Below are 18,767 nucleotides of genomic sequence, written 5' to 3' on the forward strand. Positions count from 1 at the left end.
GCTTAAGCCGTCTCTTAGAAGCAACCGGTAAGCCGGTTACGCTCTCCGTACCGCAAAAGGATACTTCTAAAAGATCCGGCTCTTTGTATAGCTATGTGTCGCTAATGCGTTCAGCCGGCGACAAAATTTCGGTAACGCGAACACCGAAATTTTCATCGATAACGACAACTTCTCCTTTTGCAATCGGTTTATGATTAACTAATATATCCACCGGTTCACCGGCAAGCTTATCCAATTCGATAATATGCCCTTCACCCATGCTCAAAATTTCTTTAATCATTTTGCGGGTACGGCCGAGTTCGACGGTCATTTCCATGAACACGTCCATAATCAGTCCGATATTTCCCTGTTCCGATTCGGTTACTCCGTTTAACAGGGGAGAAAATTGTACAGACTGCACATTCGGGTTCATGCCGGGCATCACCATTCCGCCTTGAACCGGCGCTCCACCCTGCATTTGCATTCCCATACCCATCGGTTGCTGCCCCATCTGCGGCATTCCATTCATTCCGTTCATCGGCATATTCATTGCCCCCATTGTACTTCCTTGCTCAGGAGCAGGTTGCGGCGAAATAGGCTGCACAGGTGTTACCTGCGAAGCGCTCTCCGTTTTATTCAATTTATCGGCAATTTGCTCTGCCGTCTTTTTTGCGATAATCTCCCATAAATTGAAGGCTGTATCGTCAATTGTAACCGAATATGTTAAAAGTGCAAAGTCCTGCGAAAGCCGTACCATTGCCTTAGGCACATGATGAGCTTCGGCCGGCATATTGGTAACGCCTTTAATATCTTCACCGTCAAATGCACTGATTTCCTTTCCAACATATTGTGCAATAGTCTCACTGATAACGGAAAGAGCCATGTCGTCAATCGTAACACTTTCTTCATTATTTACGAGGCTTACCAGCTTTTCCGCAAATTCGGGAGCCAACACAAACAAGTGATCACCCGTCAGCGCACCGTCAAAATCAATGGTAACGGCAACTGCCATATCCGGCACTTTCTGCAAAAAGGCTTCACGGTTACTCAGCTCGACAACAGGATTAGATATCGATACGGTTTTACCTGTCATCGAATCCAGATTTGCGGAGAGTGCGGGAACATTCCCGTCAAAAAACTTCTGTAATGCTTCTTGACGTGCCGGTGTAAGCGCTCCGTCTGTAGGCGCGCCGGTAGAACCGCCCATACCCGACAACAACGCATCTATTTCATTCTGAGAAATGGACCCATCACTCATATAATTCCTCCTGATCAGCACTTAGCTCTTCAAATTCATCCTGATTGATATCCTCAATCTTTTCCAATATCTGTACGGCAACTTTATTTCCCACAACGCCGGGCTGACACCAGAATTTCTTTCTGCTGCCGACGCTCAGCGTAAACGGATGCCCTACTCTCGTATCAGTAAGCCGTACCACATCACCCGCACGAAGATTGAGTACATCCCGTACCGGCAGTTTTAGCGAACCTACTTCGGCGACGACATCCATATCTACCGTAGACAGCTTTTCTTTCAGTACGCCCATGTACTGAGTTGTTGAACTTCTGCGCACCGACGAGAACCAGAACTGGCTGGAAAGTTTTGAAATAATCGGTTCTATCGTGATATAGGGAATACAGAAGTTCATCATTCCTTCTTCTTCGCCGACTTTTGTTTCAAGCGTAACCAAAACAACCATTTCGGAAGGAGGTACAATCTGCGCAAACTGCGGGTTTGTTTCAATCTGTCCCAAGCGGGGACGTAAATCGATAACCTGCGTCCATGCCTCGCGCATATTCGCCAAGATACGAACGATAACCCCTTCCATAACGGAGGCTTCGATGTCGGTTAATTCCCGCTGCACCATCGTACCTTGTCCCGTACCGCCGAAAAGACGGTCGATGATAGAGAAGGTAACGGAAGGGTCTATTTCCAAAACGGCATTCCCTTTCAGCGGATCCATGTTAATTACGGCCAGCGTGGTCGGCGTAGGGATTGAACGGATAAACTCTTCATACGTCAGCTGATCGACAGAGGCAACGTGTACGTGCGCCATACTCCGCAGCTGAGCAGAAAGAGCGGTGGTAGTCAAACGCGCAAAGGTTTCGTGCATAATTGAAACGGTACGCATCTGCTCCTTAGAGAATTTATCCGGCCGTTTAAAATCGTAAATTTTGATTTTACGCGTATCATTAACCGGTCTAAACTCTTCCGCTTCGGTATCCCCCGAGCTGATTGCAGTGAGAAGCTGGTCTATTTCGTCCTGCGATAATACTTCAGTCATACAATCCCTATTGTTCTATAATATCATATTGAGTAAAAGCAACCGCTTTTATCTTCGACTTTGATAGTATATTGTCATTGATTTGATTACGGATTTCGATTTTAATCTTCTCTTCCTGTTTCAGTTCCGCAATCGTCTTACTTTGGAAATAACCACGGAGAAAATCCTTCAACTCAACCAACCGTGCTGTCAGTTCCTGCGAAGTTGTCTTATCGTTCTGCGGGTATCCAAGCTCGACGTTAACCACAACGGTACCCGGCGTAACATCTTTAGTAAATGTCTTTACCGCACCGATCGCAGAATAATATTGCAGCATTTCACGCGAGTCGCGGTATTCCTCCGCAATAGGATATTCGGACTGGGACTGTCCCCGCTTTGACATCAGATTAACCGTAATAACGACAACCGTCACGATAAAAATCAAAGCAGCGAGTACGATGGCAATGTATTTCAGAAGCGTCGGAATAAGCCCCGCTTTTTTAGCTTTTACCGGATTATCGACACCGATGTTTTCATCCATTCCGTGTTCATCAGTCAAATTTGTATGCTCGTCAGCCATTGTGGTTACTCCTCTCTCTTCAAGTAAATCTTTAGGGAAGCACTAAAAATGTGCATCATCCAAAATGATAATATCAACCCGTCTATTATATGCGCGCCCTTCTGCAGTCTCGTTGGAATAGACAGGACGAGTATCTGCATAGCCGGCAATGGAAAACTTATCTTCCTGTACACCGAAGTCAGTCAAATTATGCAATACGTTGATTGCGCGGGCAGCTGACAGTTCCCAGTTGCTTGTCCACTTTCCCGCAAGCGCATCGCTTGAATCCGTATGTCCTTCGATACGGAAACGTCGAGCCGCTAATTCTTTATCGGATAAAAACTGCGCAATTTTCAATAATGTTTCGCGGCTTTCTTCGATATTCAATTCCGCACTGTTTCGTGCAAAAAAGGCATCAGCTGCAAGCGAAATAACAACACCGCGTTCATCGCTGGTAACAGCAAGCTTAGTGGTCTTTATTTCAGGTGCAAAAATCGACACAGCCTTTTTTAAGGCGGTTCCGAGCAATTTTCCTTTTTCCATAGACGGCATTGAACTGATAGTATTGCCGAGGTCGGCAAGTTTACCAGCCGACAACGAGATGGAACCGCCGGTAGGATCGCCGCTGATAGATGCCGATAACGCCTGTAAGCGGGTTATATCTACTTCGCTCGGCTCGTACAACATAACGAAGAAACAGAGCATCAGCGTAACCATATCGCCATACGTTGTCAGCCATCCGCTACCGGGCGCATTTGCGCCTTTCTTTTTCCGTGCCATGAACTAATCCCTTATCAGTTCAGCTTCCAAAACCTTTCGGTCTTTAGGATCAAGATACGTCAGCAATCGCTGTGCAAGGATACGCGGGTGATCGCCCGATTGAATACCAAGGATTCCTTCGATAATCATTTCCTTTGAGCGTACTTCCAGATTATTCTGGTATGAAAGTTTGGAAGCGATAGGAATGAGCAGCCAGTTTGCCATCATAGAACCGTAAAACGTCGTAACCAACGCAACTGCCATGTTCGGACCTAACGAACTCTTATCTTCGATGTTCAACAACATACCGATAAGACCGATAACCGTTCCCAACATTCCGAAGCCGGGCGCCAGTGTCGCCCATGCGTTTACTAATGAAATCCATTTATTGTGCCGCTCTTCCATCTGTGTCAATTCATTTTCCATCGACACACGAATGGCAGCTCCGTCGATACCGTCGATAACATTGCGCAGTCCGGTGCGAAGAAAATCATCTTCAAAATCCTGAATTTCTTCTTCCAGAGCCAAAAGACCGGTACGGCGGCTTTTTTCGGACAAGGCGACGAGTTTTTGTACCATTTCTTTCTCTTTATAGTCGGCAACTTTGAACACCCTGCCCATAACCTTGAAAATACCGATAACGTAAGAAAGCGGATAGGTTAAGAACAAACACATATACGAACCGCCGATCGTGATGAACATCGAAGGAACGTCGATAAGTCCGCCGAGCGAGCTTCCCATAAAAGCGCCGAACATAACGACAGCGATACCGCCGAATATACCTATAAATGATGCTATATCCATAACTTAAGACAGCTCCCTTACATTTCGTTTTTAAAGATACCGATACATCTGCGGTACGCGACAATAGCGTCGATCAGCGCGTCGGGCGTTTCTTTTATCACAAAACTTTTGCCCGATAGCATGTGCAACGTTACATCGGGATTACAGTCTATCGTTTCAATCTGATGAGGATTTATCCAATACTGTGTACCGTTAAGCCGCGTAACCTTTACCATAATGTATCCTTCATATTACCTTATTACCGCTTCAAATTCAATACGGTTTCAAGCATTGTATCCGAAGTTTGAATAGTTTTTGCCCCTGCTTGGAACCCGCGCTGCGTAATAATCATATCGGTAAACTGATCGGTTAAATCGACATTACTCATTTCGAGGGTACCGGCAATCAGCTTGCCCTTTCCCATAACGCCCGAAGTGGTAATGTTCGCAATACCGGAGTTATTCGACTGAATATAGGTATTTTCACCGGCCTTTTCCAAACCGCCTTGGTTTGCAAAGCCCGCCATTGCAAGCTGACCGATCTCATTGCTTACTCCGTTGGAGTACACACCGGTGATAATACCGCTCTGATCAATCTTGAAGTTTTCAAGATAGCCCATCGCGTATCCGTCCTGTTCGTAAGCTTTAGTGGTGCTGCGTTCTGCGAATTGGGTAATTGTATTGCGTGAAGTACCGATCTCTCCTAGGTTAATATCGAAGGTATGGCGGACAGGAGCGCCGTCTTCACCGGCTGTTGCACCGGGAACGTTATAGGAAACCTGCACGAGTACTTGCCCTGCTTCAGCGGAAGCATTTCCTGCCGTATCGGTAACCGATGCGAGATGTCCGTAGTTGTCAAAGGTAACGGTGAACGTGTTGCCGGTTCCTTCGGTGGTGCCGACACCCGTGCGCGTTGCCGTTGCTTCCGCATTTTCAGGGTCAACATTGACCGTCGCGAGCCACTGGTTTTGAGTGCCCGGAACGCGCGAAAAACTTAAATTCAGTTCGTGGGTTTCGCCGAAAGTGTCGTATACTTTGAACTCGGTTGTCCATGTCGATTCCAACACTTGTGCGCGGTTCGCGTTTTCGGGTAATTCCGGAAGCCGCTTGTCGAGATTACAGGCGTAGTTTACCGAAGTAGTCGCACGGGCGTCGATCTTCTGCCCGATTGGGATGATGAGGTCTTCTGTCTGTGCGGAGGTGTTGATAAGGCGGGTACCGTCTACTTCCTGCGCCATCCAGCCCTGAACACGCATACCGTTTGCGGGGTTCACCATCGTACCGTCTTTATCGACACCGAAGGCTCCGGCGCGGGTATAAAAGCTCTTTTCACCCGACTTGAGTACGAAGAAACCGTTTCCCTGCACCGCGATATCGGTATTGATACCGGTTGACTGCAAAGCGCCCTGCGTATGCACGGTGTCGATACTCGCAACCATAACACCGAGGCCGACTTCTTTCGGGTTCACACCGCCGACTTCTTCGTTCGGACGGGAAGCGCCACTCAACTGCTGAGAAATCAAATCCTGAAAATTAACCCGTCCGCGCTTAAAACCGGTCGTGTTTACGTTTGCAATATTGTTACCGATAACATCCATTCTTGTTTGGTGATTCTGCATTCCGGAAACGCCGGAAAATAATGACCGCATCATATCTGTATCTCCTCTCTTCTATTATATAGTTTAGTTATTTGCATAGACGGTTTGTACGTCCGACCATGCATACCATTTGCCGTTAACCTGTACCTGCGGATTCTCGCCGCGGGTTGCAGCCGTAATAGTTCCCGAAACGGTACCGCTGCTCTGTTCGATATCAACTTGTTTGCCGACCACATTGACCGCCGAAGAATCTCCGATCAGTCTATTCAAAGTTCCGAAGCTCTGGTTCATGTTTGTCAACTGTTCAAGCGACGTGAACTGCGCCATCTGAGCGACAAACTGAGTGTCTTCCAGCGGGCTGGTGGGATCCTGATGAGTCAGCTGCGCTACGAGTAGTTGCAGAAAATCGTCTTTTCCCAGCTCCTGCTTCGGCTTTCGCCCTTCCGGAAAATTCTGTTTATTGATTGTGTCAACTTCCATGTTGAGCAGGGCTTTTTCTTCCGGACTCATTTCAAAAGAAGGCATCGGAACTCCGTTTCCTTGCGCTACCGTACTGATGTTCATATCTCTTTATCTCCCATTTTACGCAAATACATTCACTGCTTGATCTTGCCCGAATGCGTAGACAGTTTCAGTATCGGCATAACGATTGCCCTGCATTACCTCAAGCCGGTCATTTTGTGCAAATAATTCATTAAATTGACCGTTCTCGCCATCAAATTGCCGACCGCCGCCTTCGCCCGACCAGCTGACATCGAATTGCGCACTCGCGAATCCGCCCTGTTCAAAGGCCTTGGCGAGCTGTTCGATGCTTTCTTTAAATGCTTCGTATGCTTCTTTTGATCCCGTGATAATCTTCCCAACGATTTTTTTACCGCCAGCCAATTCCAAATTGATCCTGACATTACCGAGATGCGCGGGTTGCATCTGCAAGCGGATGACACCTGCGTTGTTATCCTGCAATACAATCCGCCCTGCCTGCACAAAGTCGGGCGCCATATCCTGCACCTGCTGCGCAACCAACGAGGCAAAACTCGGTGCGCCGCTCTCCTGCGCTGTCTGTGTACCGTTTGCAGCGGTGCCCAAACCAGCCGTCATACTACGGAAGTCTGCCGCCATATCAACCGACGGCGCATTGGTAACCCGCACGGCGGCGCCCGCTTCGTGTACGGAACCGTCCGCAGTAACCGGAGCGGCATTCACCGTGCGCTCATCTATAATAGTAAACACCGGTTTGTGCTGTTTTACCTGCTGCGCCTTTGTGCTTTTTTCGAGAGCGCTATCCGCGGCGAGTTCATCAGCATTTTTCTTCTGCTTTCCGGACAGCTCTGCCGTATCGGAAGCCGATATACCTACAGCCAAGCCGGATTCCGCTTTGCCGTTTTTCTGTTTTTTCAACTGGTGCGCCTCTTCGGCAGAGAGTAAAGCGGCTCCTTCAGGCACGGCATCCGTCTCCGCTTGAGCAAACATCGAAGTTTGAAGCTGCTTATCCGCGCCGTTTTCAAGCGCATTCTTTACATCGATTCCGTCTTCAAAGGCACGCAAAACGTCCGCGTCTGCAAGCGCTTCGGCGGCCTCCCCTTCCCGTGCATCTGCTTCGGCAAGGTGTTGTGCACGCGGATCACTTTGCTTTCCGGCTTTGTTCTTTAACCGGGATAATTCGGTTTGTGCCGCAGCATTTTTTTTACGCTCGGTCTGTTCCGACGCTGCATTGCCGGATATTTTTTCGTCTCCCGCAGTACGGCTGTCAGTCTTCTCCGCCATCAGTTTTTGTATTATATCGATAAAGGATGAGCCTTTCACATCAGGTTCCTTTGCATTTTTTTTATCCTGATTACTTGACTGTACCGCTTCCGTATAATTGACCGGCTGCATATCATTTTGGACATCAAGTGTTTGCATATATTGAACCTCCAATTTGCCTCTATATAGATAAATAATAGATAAACTCTCGTCTTTATGATTTTCGGCGTTTTTTTTGCCTTATTGAGAAAGAAAAGAAACAAAATGGGAAAGATTTTATAGAGATCTCTAAAAAACTTGAGTTTTTTGCAGATGCTCTAATCTCTCAGCTTTAAAAAATAAGAACAATTCTTAATTTTCTCATTGACAAATCTTTTATACCTGCTTTAAAATAGAAATTAGGAATGAAGTGCAGCTTTATTATTTACATGAAATGAAGCGGCATATACACAATGAAGAAACTCTCTAAAATCATTACCGGTTTTTAGGGACTCTCCGAATAGCAAAAAGTGAATACTTGACAGGAGGTAAATCATGTTATTCAAAACGACAGAAGCACACGAAGCGTTGCGCAAGCAGGTTCGCGAATGGGCTGAAAAAGAAGTAAAACCGATCGTACTCGAAAAAGATCGCGGCCCTGTTGAAGATGCATGGATGGAAGATCAGGTAAAGCAGATGGCCGCTCACGGGTGGCTCGGCATTCCCTATTCCAAGGATTACGGCGGAGCGGGGCTTGATGTTATCAGCTACGCAATCGTTGTTGAAGAGCTTTCCCGCGTGGACGGCGGTATCGGTGTTATCTGCTCAGCACATACGTCTTTAGGCGCATATCCGATTGCAGAATTCGGAACGGAAGCTCAAAAGCAGAAATATTTAGTACCGCTTGCAAAGGGCGAGAAAATCGGTGCATTCGGCCTAACGGAACCCAATGCGGGCAGCGATGCCGGCGGTACCGAAACCGAGTATATCGATGACGGCAGCAATTACATTCTGAACGGTTCAAAGATTTTCATTACCAATGCGCCCAAGGCTGACACCTATGTTGTATTTGCTGCAAATCCCGATGTTCCCGGAACAAGGGGGATCAGTGCATTCATCGTGGAAAAAGGCGATGAGGGTTTTGAATTCGGTGAACACTATGACAAACTCGGTATCCGTACTTCCGCAACTGCAGAGCTGATCTTCAATGAAGTAACGATTCCTCATGACCGCTTGCTCGGTAAAGAGGGTGAAGGCTTCAAAATCGCTATGAAAACCCTCGACGGCGGCCGTATCGGTATCGCAGCGCAAGCGCTCGGTATCGCACAAGGCGCGTATGAAGAAGCGGTAAAATATGCACGCACCCGCGAACAGTTCGGTAAACCGATCGGCGCTCAGCAGAACCTCGCATTTAAGCTTGCTGATATGCTGACAAAGATCGAAGCAGCCCGCCTTCTGATCTACAAAGCTGCGGAAAAGAAAGAAAACCACGAGGATTACGGCCTTGATTCCGCGATGGCAAAAATGTATGCATCGGATATCGCGCTTGAAGTGGTGAATGCAGCGCTCCAAATCCATGGCGGATCAGGCTTTATCAAAGGCATTCCGGTAGAAAAGATGTATCGCGATGCCAAGATTACCACCATCTACGAAGGCACCAACGAAATCCAACGGCTCGTTATTGCATCGAAGATATTGGGAAAACTCGGTAAGGCAAACCGGTAATAACTGTTAAATTTAAGGGAACTGTCCAAAACAGATTTGCACTCCGTTTTAGCGGATACGATGATAAATTCCGTACAGAACAAACCGATAGGCTTGCAGTTTTTGGACAGCTCCGTATCCGTTTATCAAAATAAAAATTAATTCAGTATTAAGGAGTATGAAATGGCAGTAGCTCGACTAAAAGGTGATCCGAGAATCGGTATTACCGGCATGCGCAAACGTATCTTCCCCGACGGTGATACGATGAAAGAAAAAGTCCACAAGATGATTCAACAGTTGGTTGAGGTTGAACGCTTCAAGTTTTACAAAGATGTGGATATCAATTCAGTGATGGCAATGGCGCCGATCGGTGTTTCAGGCGGTCGCGGTGTAAAGGACAAAGAAACGTGGCATCTCATTGAAGACTTGGCAAAAGCAGCAGGGGCATCAATCGGTTCTTCCCGCCCCGCAGCAGAGACTTTGAAGTACGTTCCGGTACAGCGCTATGTCGGCATGTCCGGCCAAAAGTTTAAAGGAAACTTGTATTTTGCAATCGGTATTTCCGGAGCTATTCAGCACCTAAAAGGTATTAAAGACGCTTCCCGTATTATTGCCATCAACAAGAACAAGAAAGCGCCGATTTTCTCACACTGCGATTACGGTATCGTCGGCGATTTGGAAGAAGTTATTCCGATCTTAATTGAAGAACTCAATGCGCTGTCAAAAGAAGAACTGACTTTCCCCTATCCGAAGATTAAGAAAGCGCCTGTGCCCCGCCCCTCACCTATCGGCCCCCGTTATGTCTGTTTGGGCTGCGGCTATAAGTATGTACCGGAAGAAGGAAATAAGGACGCGGATATTCCGCCGGAGACTTTGTTTGAGCATCTTGATCCGGAATTTACCTGTCCCGATTGCGGTGAAGCAAAAGATCGCTTTATTAAGCTGACGTTCCGCAACAACTAAAAAGGAGTTTACTATGTACAATGTACGTGAAGTTACAAAAGATGTATGGTGGGTCGGCGGACACGATCACCGCTTAACATTATTCGAAAATATGCACCCGATACCCCTCGGAGTGAGCTACAACGCATATCTTCTTTTTGACAAAAAGAGCACCATCCTATTTGATACGGCGGAATGGACATCCTGCCCGCAGCTGATGGAAAATATTGCCTATTTGCTGGAAAAATATGGACGCGATAAGGTTGACTATCTTGTTGTAAACCACATGGAATGCGACCACTCCTCCTCCGTAACCACCGTGTTGGACAAATGGGCGCCGACAATTATCTCCACGGAAAAAGGCTTTATGCTGATGCGTCAGTTCGCCTATGATCCCGACAACTACAAAACCGATACCGTTAAAGAAGGAGACACCCGCACCTTTGAAGACCACACCATTGCCTTTGTTGAAGCGCCGATGGTGCACTGGCCGGAAGTTATGGTTACCCTTGATGTAACCAACGGAGTGCTCTTTTCTGCGGATGCGTTCGGCTCGTTTATCGCACTTGACGGTAAGCTTTTTGCAAAAGAAGTAAACTACCCGCGCGACTGGATGGATGAAGCACGCCGCTATCTGACAAACATCGTCGGTAAGTATGGCCCTGAGGTTATGCACCTTGTTGGAAAGGTGCTCAAGCTCGACCTATTACCTAAGATTAAATACATCTGTTCTCTGCACGGTTTGGTATGGGAGGCGGACAACTTTCCCTACATCCTCGACAAATACCTGCACTGGGCAACCTACACGCCGGAAGAAAAAGGCGTGTTACTGGTGTACGGTTCCATTTACGGAAATACGGAATCCGCGGCCTTTGCGCTTGCTTCAAAGATTGTTGAAAAAGGCATTACGAATGTGTCGGTATACGATGCGTCGAGTACCCATGTGTCGTATCTTATTTCCGAAGCATTCAAGTTCAGCCATATCGTTATTTGTTCTCCGACATATAACTTGAACATTTTCCCGCCGATCCATGAGTTCTTGGATCACATGAGGCTTTTGAACTTACAGAATAGAAAAATCGCTATTGTGGAAAATGGCTCATGGGCAGTACGGTCGGGTGACCTTATTCAGGAATTTATCGAAAAGAACATGGATGATATGGAAATTATCAACGAACGTATCACCATTGCTTCAACGATGAGTCCCGATAAGGGCTATGAGCTTGATTCTATGGCTCAAGCAATCGCCGATTCTATGAATGCGACGGATATCTCCTTACCGGAAGGAGTGCCGCAGCTTGATGTTTCCGGCATCCACTTCGCACGGGAAAGAAGGTAAATCTTGCCGGTAAATGTACCGCCGTGTACATTCGCTGGCGGCGATGTTTTTGCTGCGCAAAAACATCGCTTTTGCGTAGAACCACCGCCATCCGTGGCGGTACTGAAATGCCTTTTGGAAATAGACGGCGTAGATACCTTGTCAGCAAATATACATCCGTGTACATTTGCTGACGGCGAGTTTTTGCTCACGCAAAAACATCGCTGTTGCGTGAAACCACGGACATCCCTGTCCGTTCTGAAACTACAAAAAACACCCGCAGGCTGTTGAAAAGCGTACTTCCGTGTACGCTTTTCAACGACAAGTTTTTTTTGGCAAAAAACTTGCTACTGCGTGGAACAACCGCCATCCGTGGCGGTTCTGATACGTCGAGGACTACTTACAGTAGCGGCACGGATGCCGCTGGTTCCATCAGAAGCGATGTTTCGGCTATGCCGAAACTCGTAGCCAAAACTATACACGGATGTATAGTTTTGGTGTAGATACGTCGTATATTTCAAAAGGACGCCTAGGCGTGCCAATCCATATCCTTATCCATCGGATACATCGGACTCGGTAAATATTTGTAGTGCAGCCGAGAGAACACTTCGTTGGTACTGCCGTCGGTGAGCACGAGCATCGAGCGTTTTGCAATGGCGCGGATCTCCGGTTCAAGGTAGCCGAGCTTGACAACGATAACCTTACGCTCCGTAGGTTCGACGCCAAGCGCCCGCATCATTTCGGGGTCATAGCAGCCGACATGCTTTGACGTTACGACCACATCCACGCCGCCGACATCCAAGAGCGCCATATCGCTATTCTGCGCGCCTGCCCATGCCTTGCACAGTTTTTTTACCGTCGCTTTTACCTGAATGGGGGAGCTTTTTTCCTTGTCGAAGGCGGCGCCGAGCGTCCCTTCTACGACATTTCCTTCTCCGGCTTTAAAGGCGGCTGCAACTAAGGCAGGGTCGTAAAAAGCCTGATAGCACAGCGGCGGGTTTAACGAGGTTAAGAAGGAATCGGCAAGGATCGCCTTTAAAAAGTTAGTTACGTCCTGCGAAGAACCGGCGGTCGGGTTGTCACCCGAGTCGGAAAGCACTACCGGATAAACGCCTGCTTCAACACTGGAACGTGCATGGACAAGAGCGTCGGCAGGTTCGCGGGTTTCGTTGTAAAAGCAGAATTCTTTTCGGGTATCCCAGAACAACTGCGCAAGCTCCCGTGCCTTTTCTGTTGCGAGCTGTTTATCTCCGTCGGTTACCACCATCGCCGTAACACCGTTGTCGGCGGTATCAGCCCACGGAAAGCCGAGTAGGTAGGAGGCAGCCATAATGTGCGGCTGTTTCTCGTATTCGCGTAATGTTGTCGTCAGCTTTTTCATCGGTTCAACGCTGGTTTCCGACTGCTCGCCTGCGATAAGGAACGGAATCTTAACCGCCGACATAACCGGTCTGATGCCTTTTTCCAACGTGTCGATGGTCATACGCGCTGCATGAATGCCGATTTCATACGTGTCCGTGTGCGGGGCGCACTTATATCCTACATAGCCGTCTACATAGTCGAGCATCAGCTGCGAAATCGTTGCGTGCATATCAAGCGATGACAAAATAGGAATGTCGGGGCAGATTTTACGGATATCTTCCAGTAAATCGCCTTCCGCCTCTCCGATTTCGCGCACCCGCATCGAGCCGTGCAGGGAAAGACACAGCGCATCCAGCGGCAACGCATCTTTAATCGCCTGCAAGAATTCCTTTTTTAACGAAAGGTAGTAATCTTTGTCCCATTCACCGTTCGGAACCGCCCGTGCAATAAGCGTCGGAATAACCTCGTATCCCGCTTCTTTTAGCGTAGCAATCGAACCGAACACGGAACTTTGTCCCTTTCCCTCTAAAAGATCTTTTCCCCGTAAGACCCAAATATCATCGGGTCCGGTGGTAATCGGGTTAAAGGTATCGGACTCATGGTGCATTCCGCCCACGAGTACCCGCTTTTTTCTATTCATTTAAAAACTCCTTCAATAAGTAAGAAAAAAAATAAGAACAAACGCCGCTATTCCTTTAACGCCCCTTCCCCAAAGCCTTTAATCAACTGTGCGTGGAATACAATATAAAATACAATCATCGGAAGCACACCGATAATAAGGGATGCATATTGTAAACCATAGTCGATGTTGAGCCGCCCCGCAAACTGTGTAATCGCAACCGGCAAACTCTTCAGCGCTGCCTTCGTGGTAAAGACGAACACGAATAAAAACTCATTCCAATGCTGCAGGAATGATAGAATAACCATCGTCGCAATGACGGGAACGGAGAGCGGCATAATCATCGTCCAGAATATGTAGCGGTATTTTGCTCCGTCTATTTCCGCCGATTCAATGAGCGCATTAGGAATACCTTTAACATACGAGACTGCAATCATAATGGAAATCGGCAAGTTGAATGCAACATACGGAATGATGACGCCTAAACGAGTATTAATCATACCGAGTTTTGCTTCCAGTTGGAATAGCGGAATAATAACCGCATGAACACTGATCATTAACCCGAAGGCAAAAATCGAGGTAAATATCTTTGCCGATTTAAAAGGGAATTTCGTCAATCCGAAAGCGGCTGCCATTGCGAGCAGCATAGTCGAAACGGTCGCCGTAATGGTATAGATAAAACTGTTGACAAGCGCGATACCCAACCCGCCCTTTGCCCACGATTCGGTATAGTTAAAAAAGGTAGGAGCTTTCGGCAGCGCCAACGGGTGAACCATAATTTCTGCGTTCAGCTTAAAGGATGAATAAAAAAGCCAAATGAGCGGAAAGAGTGTGAGCACCGCAAAGGTCAGCATCAAAATATAAGCGCTTGTTCGCCACCCATGAGAGGCTTGTTGCAGCATATTTTGTTTTGTCGTCATATCAGCCTCCTAGTAATCAAAACGTTTTGTTACAGCGCGGCTTATCATCAGGGCTATAACGGTAAAAATAATAATGATAACGGCTAGCGCACTGCCGTATCCGTAATTCTGGAACACAAAGGTTGTATTGTACATATAAACGGCAATAACTTCCGTAAAGTGCGCAGGCCCTCCGCCGGTCATCGAATAAATCAGGTCAAAACTCTTAAAACTGCCCGAAACTGCAAGGATCGTATTGATAAAGATAACATTTGCGAGCATCGGAGCAATAAGGCGGGTAAAAATCGTTCCTTCCCGCGCACCTTCCAGCTGGGCAGCCTCTATAACGCTGTACGGTATCCGCTGCAAGTTGGCTAAAAAGATAACCATATACAGACTGGTATGCTGCCACAACAGTACAAAGAGGATCGGCACAATCGCAAGATACTTATCTTCAAATATTGTCATAATGTAGTCGGGATTACCGGTGAGGTCGCGTATAATTGCAGGAACGACGCCAACAGGAGAAAATATTCGGTTCCACAGCTGCGCAACGATAACGGACGAAATCGTTATCGGTAAGAAAATCAGCACTTCAAAAAAGTTTGCATGTTTTACCATTTTCCGGTACAGCATATACGCAAGCAACAGGCCGAGCGGAATCTGTCCCAATACCGAAATCAATACAATAAGGATATTATTCCGCAACCCGATGTAGAACACGGGATCGGTAAACATTCTGATATAGTTCCCAAGCCCGATAAATTCCATTTTTCCGTAGCCTTTCCACTTTGTCAAACTTAAATAAAAGCTGAACAGCACGGGAAAGATAATGATACCGATGTAAATAATAAAAGCAGGCAAAATAAAAGAAATATAACTTGTCCGCTTTTGCCGCAAATAGGTCATATACCGTAAACCGCCTTAGTATTTAATTCTTAATTCTTAATTCTTAATTCTTAATTGGTAATTGATAATTTAATTATACATTAGTTAAGCGCTTCTACCTCTGCCTTGCTGAGACCGGTCGCTGCGGCGATGTTTTCAATAGATAATGTGTAATTATAGTAACGGGTAATTGGCAGTAAGCCTAATTGTACATTAAACATTACCAATTACCCATTATTCCCTACGATTTCAGTGGGTTCCGGTTTTGATTTTACTTCTTGCGGTGAGAATCGTTAGCAGCAACCCATGCTTCGTATTCGTTTGCAAGCTGAGCAGGAGTCTTTTGCCCGATCATAACAGCCTGAATACCGGGGTTAAGCAAGCTATTTACACCTTCGCTGTCCATCTTCGCATCGATAACATAGCCCATGCTTTGGTTATTAATCAGGTCGATGTATTGCTTTGTAAGCTGGTCGATATCGAATTTTGAAAGATCAAGTTTATAGGTAGTGGTCGTACCGTACTTTGTCAAAATTTCGCACGCTTCTTTACCGGACATAAAGGAAATAAACTTCCATGCAGCATCGGCTTTTGCACCGGTCAATTTTGCATTCATACCGAACGCTTCACCGATTGTCGCAGCGCTTGAACCGTGTGTAACCTCACCGGCAATGGCGGGGAACGCCATCAGCTGATATTGCGCATAGTCTTCGGGTTTTGCAGCATTCTTTAATGCAGAAATACGCCAGCCTGCATCCAAAAGATACACAGCCTTATCAGCAATAAATTCACCCCAAGAAGCGGTACCTTCCATCTGGTTTACCCCGGGAGGGAACAGCTTTGAATCGGTCATTGTTTTAATCACGTTGATTGCATCGACAAACTGTTTGTCGGAGAATTTTGCCTTTCCAACCATTGCCTTATCAAACCATGCGGTACCAGCCATACGGTCTGTCAACATGGATAACAAGAGCGACTGAGCCTGCCACTGACCTTTATTGGCAAAGGCAAGCGGGGTTAAACCGGCAGCTCTGATAGTAGGAACTTGAGCGATCATTTCGTCGAGGGTTTTCGGAGTGGTCAAACCGAGCTTTTTCTGCAGCTTCGGATTAATATAGACAACCGTACATACCGCAAGATTTTGCGAAATAATGTAGATTTCTCCATTCGGTCCCTGGGGCGCCCAAACGGTGGAATTGTATTGTTTCTTTAAATCGTCCGTCAGATAGGGGCGTAGGTCTTTTACCATACCGCGATCAAGCACATAGCCTGAGCGGGCGCCCGCGTACGTGGTGAATACATCGGGAATATCCCCTGACGCAGCCATGATCTGGAACTTATCATGGAAGGCTTCGCCGCTTACATACTCGAATTCAAGTTTAATATTCGGATATTTTTTTTCAAATGCAGCGACGGTTTCGGGCCAATAGGCCGATTGGGGGTTTGCCAAATCCATCTGCATATACACCGAAAGGGTTACCGGCGCATTCGGATCGGCTTTTGAATTGTCACCTTGTCCCATTGCAAAAACAAATGCAACGCTGCATAGACACATGAGCAATAACGCAATGATCTTTTTCATCTCATCCTCCTTAGCTAACAGCAATAAATTCGTCACTGTCAGCTTTAAATATAATAGCTTAAAAATAGTATAACACCGATTTGTGTTTTTTACCAGCAAAAAATTTTCAATATACTAGACCTATTCTGAAGCTTTCGTTTTCGAATAGGTCGACGAGTTCTCGCATCGCACAAATAGCACCTTAAAATGCAACAGTTGAACAAAGTGTGAACTTTGGAAACTGCTGCATTGATGCGCGGACCGCGCATACGTTAATAAGCGACATCGTCAATTTACACCATCCGTGGTGTAAATTGACTTACGATTTAGAACATCGCACTTCAAGGTAACCTGTTCAGAAACGGAAGTTTCCGAACAGGTTTACTAAAATCCACCTCAAAGTATGCTGAGATTTTTTAGAAGAAGCCCTATTGAAGCTGCACACTATTCAAGCAGCGCATGTTCAAGATATTCAAAGCATTCCTGTAAATCAGTGCAGCGGAGAACTGCGTAATCGTCAAAATAGGTCGGCTGTTCGTTAACGATAGCCACCGCACCGCCCGCTCGCAGGGTCAGTTGCGGCAATGCTGCGGCAGGATAGACGGTAAGGCTGCTGCCCAATACCAGCAACAGATCCGCCCTGCCGCATTCCTGTTGAGCCTCCGTTATCGCGTCAAACGGGAGCGCTTCGCCGAAAAACGTAATATCCGGCTTTAATGCATGACCGCATTTTGGGCAAAGCGGAACCTCTCCTGTGCGGGCAACCTCGATGACATCTTCAAAGGTTGTACTATAGGAGCAATGCGTGCAGCTATGCCGGGAAGGAGAACCGTGTACCTCGATAACGTGCTTGCTTCCGGCTTTCTGATGTAATAAGTCGATATTTTGCGTAATAAGCGCCTTTAATATGCCGCGAGCCTCCAACCCTGCAAGCACCTGATGCACAATTGACGGTTCTTTTTCCGGCAATCCGTAGATAAATTCCTTCGCAAGCCGATAGTACACGGACGGCGTTTCCCTAAATACTTCTATATCGAACATCTTATCGGTTTCAGGCAGCGTATAGAGTCCGTTCTTCCCCCTAAAATCCCGAATGCCGGACAAGGTGCTGACTCCGGCGCCTGTAAACGCAACGCAGTGCTTCGCCGCCGCAATACGATCCGCTAATTCTTGATATGTTGTTTCGTTTTTCATACAAGCCTCCCTTTTGTGTAATCGATACGGAAAATGAGCGAAGTATGATAGAGCTTTTCTAAACGTCTCAGTTTTTAGAAGTCCCGATAGGTTACTTCGCTTTTTTTGCCGCTTCTACGGCGAGGGTGTCGCACAGTTCATTGTAGCGGTTACCGGCATGCCCCTTTACCCACATCCACTCAATGCTGAGTTGAGAAGCAAGCGCATCGAGCTGCTGCCACAAATCTTGATTCTTCACCGCTCCTCTGTCGGCCGTTCTCCATCCGTTCAGCTTCCACTTTTTTATCCAAGACGAAATCCCCTGCTGTACATATTGAGAATCCGTATGCAGGGTTACCTGACAATCTGCATAGCGGGGCTGTATCTTTTCCTGATAGGTGGTAAGCGCTTGAATAACGGCGGATAATTCCATCCTGTTATTCGTAGTCAATTTTTCTCCGCCTGAACCCCGCAGCAATTCCTGCTCAGGCTGCTCTCCTTGCGTATCTTTGAGAATCATCACGAATGCCCATCCGCCCGGACCGGGATTTTGAGAGCATGCTCCGTCGGTGTACAATTTAATTTTTTTCATAAAACTATCTCCGAGTACAGGACAAGCGCATCAGACCGTTTTCTAA

The 18,767-nt window shown here is 46.9% G+C and carries 18 protein-coding genes; 3 read left to right on the forward strand and 15 right to left on the reverse strand.

Annotated elements, in window-relative coordinates:
- Nucleotides 1-91 precede the first annotated feature (91 nt).
- From fliN to ABK01_RS09150, 9 genes are read right to left on the reverse strand one after another with little or no spacing between them, the layout of a single operon-like run.
- Entirely contained in the window at nt 92-1,237 is a 1,146-nt protein-coding gene (gene fliN, locus ABK01_RS09110; RefSeq protein ID WP_212565168.1) for a flagellar motor switch protein FliN, read from the reverse strand.
- Entirely contained in the window at nt 1,230-2,264 is a 1,035-nt protein-coding gene (fliM, locus tag ABK01_RS09115; RefSeq protein WP_016523505.1) for a flagellar motor switch protein FliM, read from the reverse strand. Before fliM ends, fliN begins: the two co-directional genes overlap by 8 nt.
- 7 nt (nt 2,265-2,271) lie before the next feature.
- Nucleotides 2,272-2,823 carry a flagellar basal body-associated FliL family protein gene (locus ABK01_RS09120; protein WP_212565169.1) on the reverse strand — a complete coding sequence of 184 codons (552 nt, stop codon included), beginning with the start codon at nt 2,821-2,823 and terminating at the stop codon, nt 2,272-2,274.
- A 42-nt stretch (nt 2,824-2,865) separates the two neighbouring features.
- Complete coding sequence (gene motB / locus ABK01_RS09125) at nt 2,866-3,582, reverse strand: flagellar motor protein MotB (RefSeq protein WP_253675412.1); 717 nt, start codon at nt 3,580-3,582, stop codon at nt 2,866-2,868.
- Between the two features lie 3 nt (nt 3,583-3,585).
- Entirely contained in the window at nt 3,586-4,365 is a 780-nt protein-coding gene (locus ABK01_RS09130; RefSeq protein WP_212565170.1) for a motility protein A, read from the reverse strand.
- Nucleotides 4,366-4,382: 17 nt separating this feature from the next.
- Entirely contained in the window at nt 4,383-4,580 is a 198-nt protein-coding gene (locus ABK01_RS09135) for a flagellar FlbD family protein (RefSeq protein WP_016523501.1), read from the reverse strand.
- Between the two features lie 23 nt (nt 4,581-4,603).
- Nucleotides 4,604-5,995 carry a flagellar hook protein FlgE gene (flgE, locus tag ABK01_RS09140; protein ID WP_016523500.1) on the reverse strand — a complete coding sequence of 464 codons (1,392 nt, stop codon included), beginning with the start codon at nt 5,993-5,995 and terminating at the stop codon, nt 4,604-4,606.
- 30 nt (nt 5,996-6,025) lie between these two features.
- Nucleotides 6,026-6,505, reverse strand: a complete 480-nt coding sequence (gene flgD, locus ABK01_RS09145; RefSeq protein WP_212565171.1) for a flagellar hook assembly protein FlgD — start codon at nt 6,503-6,505, stop codon at nt 6,026-6,028.
- Nucleotides 6,506-6,523: 18 nt separating this feature from the next.
- Nucleotides 6,524-7,843 (reverse strand): flagellar hook-length control protein FliK, encoded by a 1,320-nt coding sequence (locus ABK01_RS09150; protein ID WP_253675413.1) that lies wholly within the window; start codon nt 7,841-7,843, stop codon nt 6,524-6,526.
- A 375-nt stretch (nt 7,844-8,218) separates the two neighbouring features.
- Between ABK01_RS09150 and ABK01_RS09155 the strand changes: the two genes are divergently transcribed.
- The 3 genes from ABK01_RS09155 to ABK01_RS09165 all read left to right on the forward strand — a co-directional run bounded on the left by ABK01_RS09155 (nt 8,219) and on the right by ABK01_RS09165 (nt 11,648).
- The gene (locus ABK01_RS09155) at nt 8,219-9,388 is read left to right on the forward strand and encodes an acyl-CoA dehydrogenase family protein (protein WP_253675414.1); all 1,170 of its coding nucleotides are present in this window, start codon (nt 8,219-8,221) and stop codon (nt 9,386-9,388) included.
- A gap of 162 nt (nt 9,389-9,550) precedes the next feature.
- Nucleotides 9,551-10,330: an FAD-binding protein gene (locus ABK01_RS09160; RefSeq protein WP_253675415.1), complete on the forward strand. Its 780-nt coding sequence runs from the start codon at nt 9,551-9,553 to the stop codon at nt 10,328-10,330.
- Nucleotides 10,331-10,343: 13 nt separating this feature from the next.
- Entirely contained in the window at nt 10,344-11,648 is a 1,305-nt protein-coding gene (locus tag ABK01_RS09165) for an FprA family A-type flavoprotein (RefSeq protein ID WP_212565175.1), read from the forward strand.
- Between the two features lie 508 nt (nt 11,649-12,156).
- Here ABK01_RS09165 and ABK01_RS09170 read toward each other — a convergent pair.
- From ABK01_RS09170 to rnhA, 6 genes are all read right to left on the reverse strand, one after another.
- Nucleotides 12,157-13,629 (reverse strand): M81 family metallopeptidase, encoded by a 1,473-nt coding sequence (locus ABK01_RS09170; RefSeq protein ID WP_253675416.1) that lies wholly within the window; start codon nt 13,627-13,629, stop codon nt 12,157-12,159.
- A 47-nt stretch (nt 13,630-13,676) separates the two neighbouring features.
- Nucleotides 13,677-14,528: a carbohydrate ABC transporter permease gene (locus tag ABK01_RS09175; RefSeq protein ID WP_253675417.1), complete on the reverse strand. Its 852-nt coding sequence runs from the start codon at nt 14,526-14,528 to the stop codon at nt 13,677-13,679.
- A gap of 9 nt (nt 14,529-14,537) precedes the next feature.
- Complete coding sequence (locus ABK01_RS09180) at nt 14,538-15,416, reverse strand: carbohydrate ABC transporter permease (protein ID WP_212565178.1); 879 nt, start codon at nt 15,414-15,416, stop codon at nt 14,538-14,540.
- 250 nt (nt 15,417-15,666) lie between these two features.
- Nucleotides 15,667-16,977, reverse strand: coding sequence for an ABC transporter substrate-binding protein (locus ABK01_RS09185; RefSeq protein WP_253675418.1), 1,311 nt, complete (start codon nt 16,975-16,977; stop codon nt 15,667-15,669).
- Nucleotides 16,978-17,400: 423 nt separating this feature from the next.
- Complete coding sequence (locus ABK01_RS09190; protein WP_212565180.1) at nt 17,401-18,150, reverse strand: Sir2 family NAD-dependent protein deacetylase; 750 nt, start codon at nt 18,148-18,150, stop codon at nt 17,401-17,403.
- A gap of 91 nt (nt 18,151-18,241) precedes the next feature.
- Nucleotides 18,242-18,721 (reverse strand): ribonuclease HI, encoded by a 480-nt coding sequence (rnhA, locus tag ABK01_RS09195; RefSeq protein WP_253675419.1) that lies wholly within the window; start codon nt 18,719-18,721, stop codon nt 18,242-18,244.
- Nucleotides 18,722-18,767 lie beyond the last annotated feature (46 nt).

Origin of the sequence: Treponema sp. OMZ 305, assembly GCF_024181325.1 — a bacterium.
GTDB lineage: Bacteria > Spirochaetota > Spirochaetia > Treponematales > Treponemataceae > Treponema.

Coding starts and splice junctions, on each gene's coding strand:
- ABK01_RS09185 (WP_253675418.1), bottom strand. CDS start 16,977: ATGAAAAAGATCATTGCGTTATTGCTCATGTGTCTATGCAGCGTTGCA.
- ABK01_RS09155 (WP_253675414.1), top strand. CDS start 8,219: ATGTTATTCAAAACGACAGAAGCACACGAAGCGTTGCGCAAGCAGGTT.
- fliN (WP_212565168.1), bottom strand. CDS start 1,237: ATGAGTGATGGGTCCATTTCTCAGAATGAAATAGATGCGTTGTTGTCG.
- ABK01_RS09150 (WP_253675413.1), bottom strand. CDS start 7,843: ATGCAAACACTTGATGTCCAAAATGATATGCAGCCGGTCAATTATACG.
- ABK01_RS09190 (WP_212565180.1), bottom strand. CDS start 18,150: ATGAAAAACGAAACAACATATCAAGAATTAGCGGATCGTATTGCGGCG.
- ABK01_RS09165 (WP_212565175.1), top strand. CDS start 10,344: ATGTACAATGTACGTGAAGTTACAAAAGATGTATGGTGGGTCGGCGGA.
- ABK01_RS09170 (WP_253675416.1), bottom strand. CDS start 13,629: ATGAATAGAAAAAAGCGGGTACTCGTGGGCGGAATGCACCATGAGTCC.
- motB (WP_253675412.1), bottom strand. CDS start 3,582: ATGGCACGGAAAAAGAAAGGCGCAAATGCGCCCGGTAGCGGATGGCTG.
- ABK01_RS09130 (WP_212565170.1), bottom strand. CDS start 4,365: ATGGATATAGCATCATTTATAGGTATATTCGGCGGTATCGCTGTCGTT.
- ABK01_RS09135 (WP_016523501.1), bottom strand. CDS start 4,580: ATGGTAAAGGTTACGCGGCTTAACGGTACACAGTATTGGATAAATCCT.
- ABK01_RS09160 (WP_253675415.1), top strand. CDS start 9,551: ATGGCAGTAGCTCGACTAAAAGGTGATCCGAGAATCGGTATTACCGGC.
- flgD (WP_212565171.1), bottom strand. CDS start 6,505: ATGAACATCAGTACGGTAGCGCAAGGAAACGGAGTTCCGATGCCTTCT.
- flgE (WP_016523500.1), bottom strand. CDS start 5,995: ATGATGCGGTCATTATTTTCCGGCGTTTCCGGAATGCAGAATCACCAA.
- ABK01_RS09175 (WP_253675417.1), bottom strand. CDS start 14,528: ATGACGACAAAACAAAATATGCTGCAACAAGCCTCTCATGGGTGGCGA.
- fliM (WP_016523505.1), bottom strand. CDS start 2,264: ATGACTGAAGTATTATCGCAGGACGAAATAGACCAGCTTCTCACTGCA.
- ABK01_RS09120 (WP_212565169.1), bottom strand. CDS start 2,823: ATGGCTGACGAGCATACAAATTTGACTGATGAACACGGAATGGATGAA.
- rnhA (WP_253675419.1), bottom strand. CDS start 18,721: ATGAAAAAAATTAAATTGTACACCGACGGAGCATGCTCTCAAAATCCC.
- ABK01_RS09180 (WP_212565178.1), bottom strand. CDS start 15,416: ATGACCTATTTGCGGCAAAAGCGGACAAGTTATATTTCTTTTATTTTG.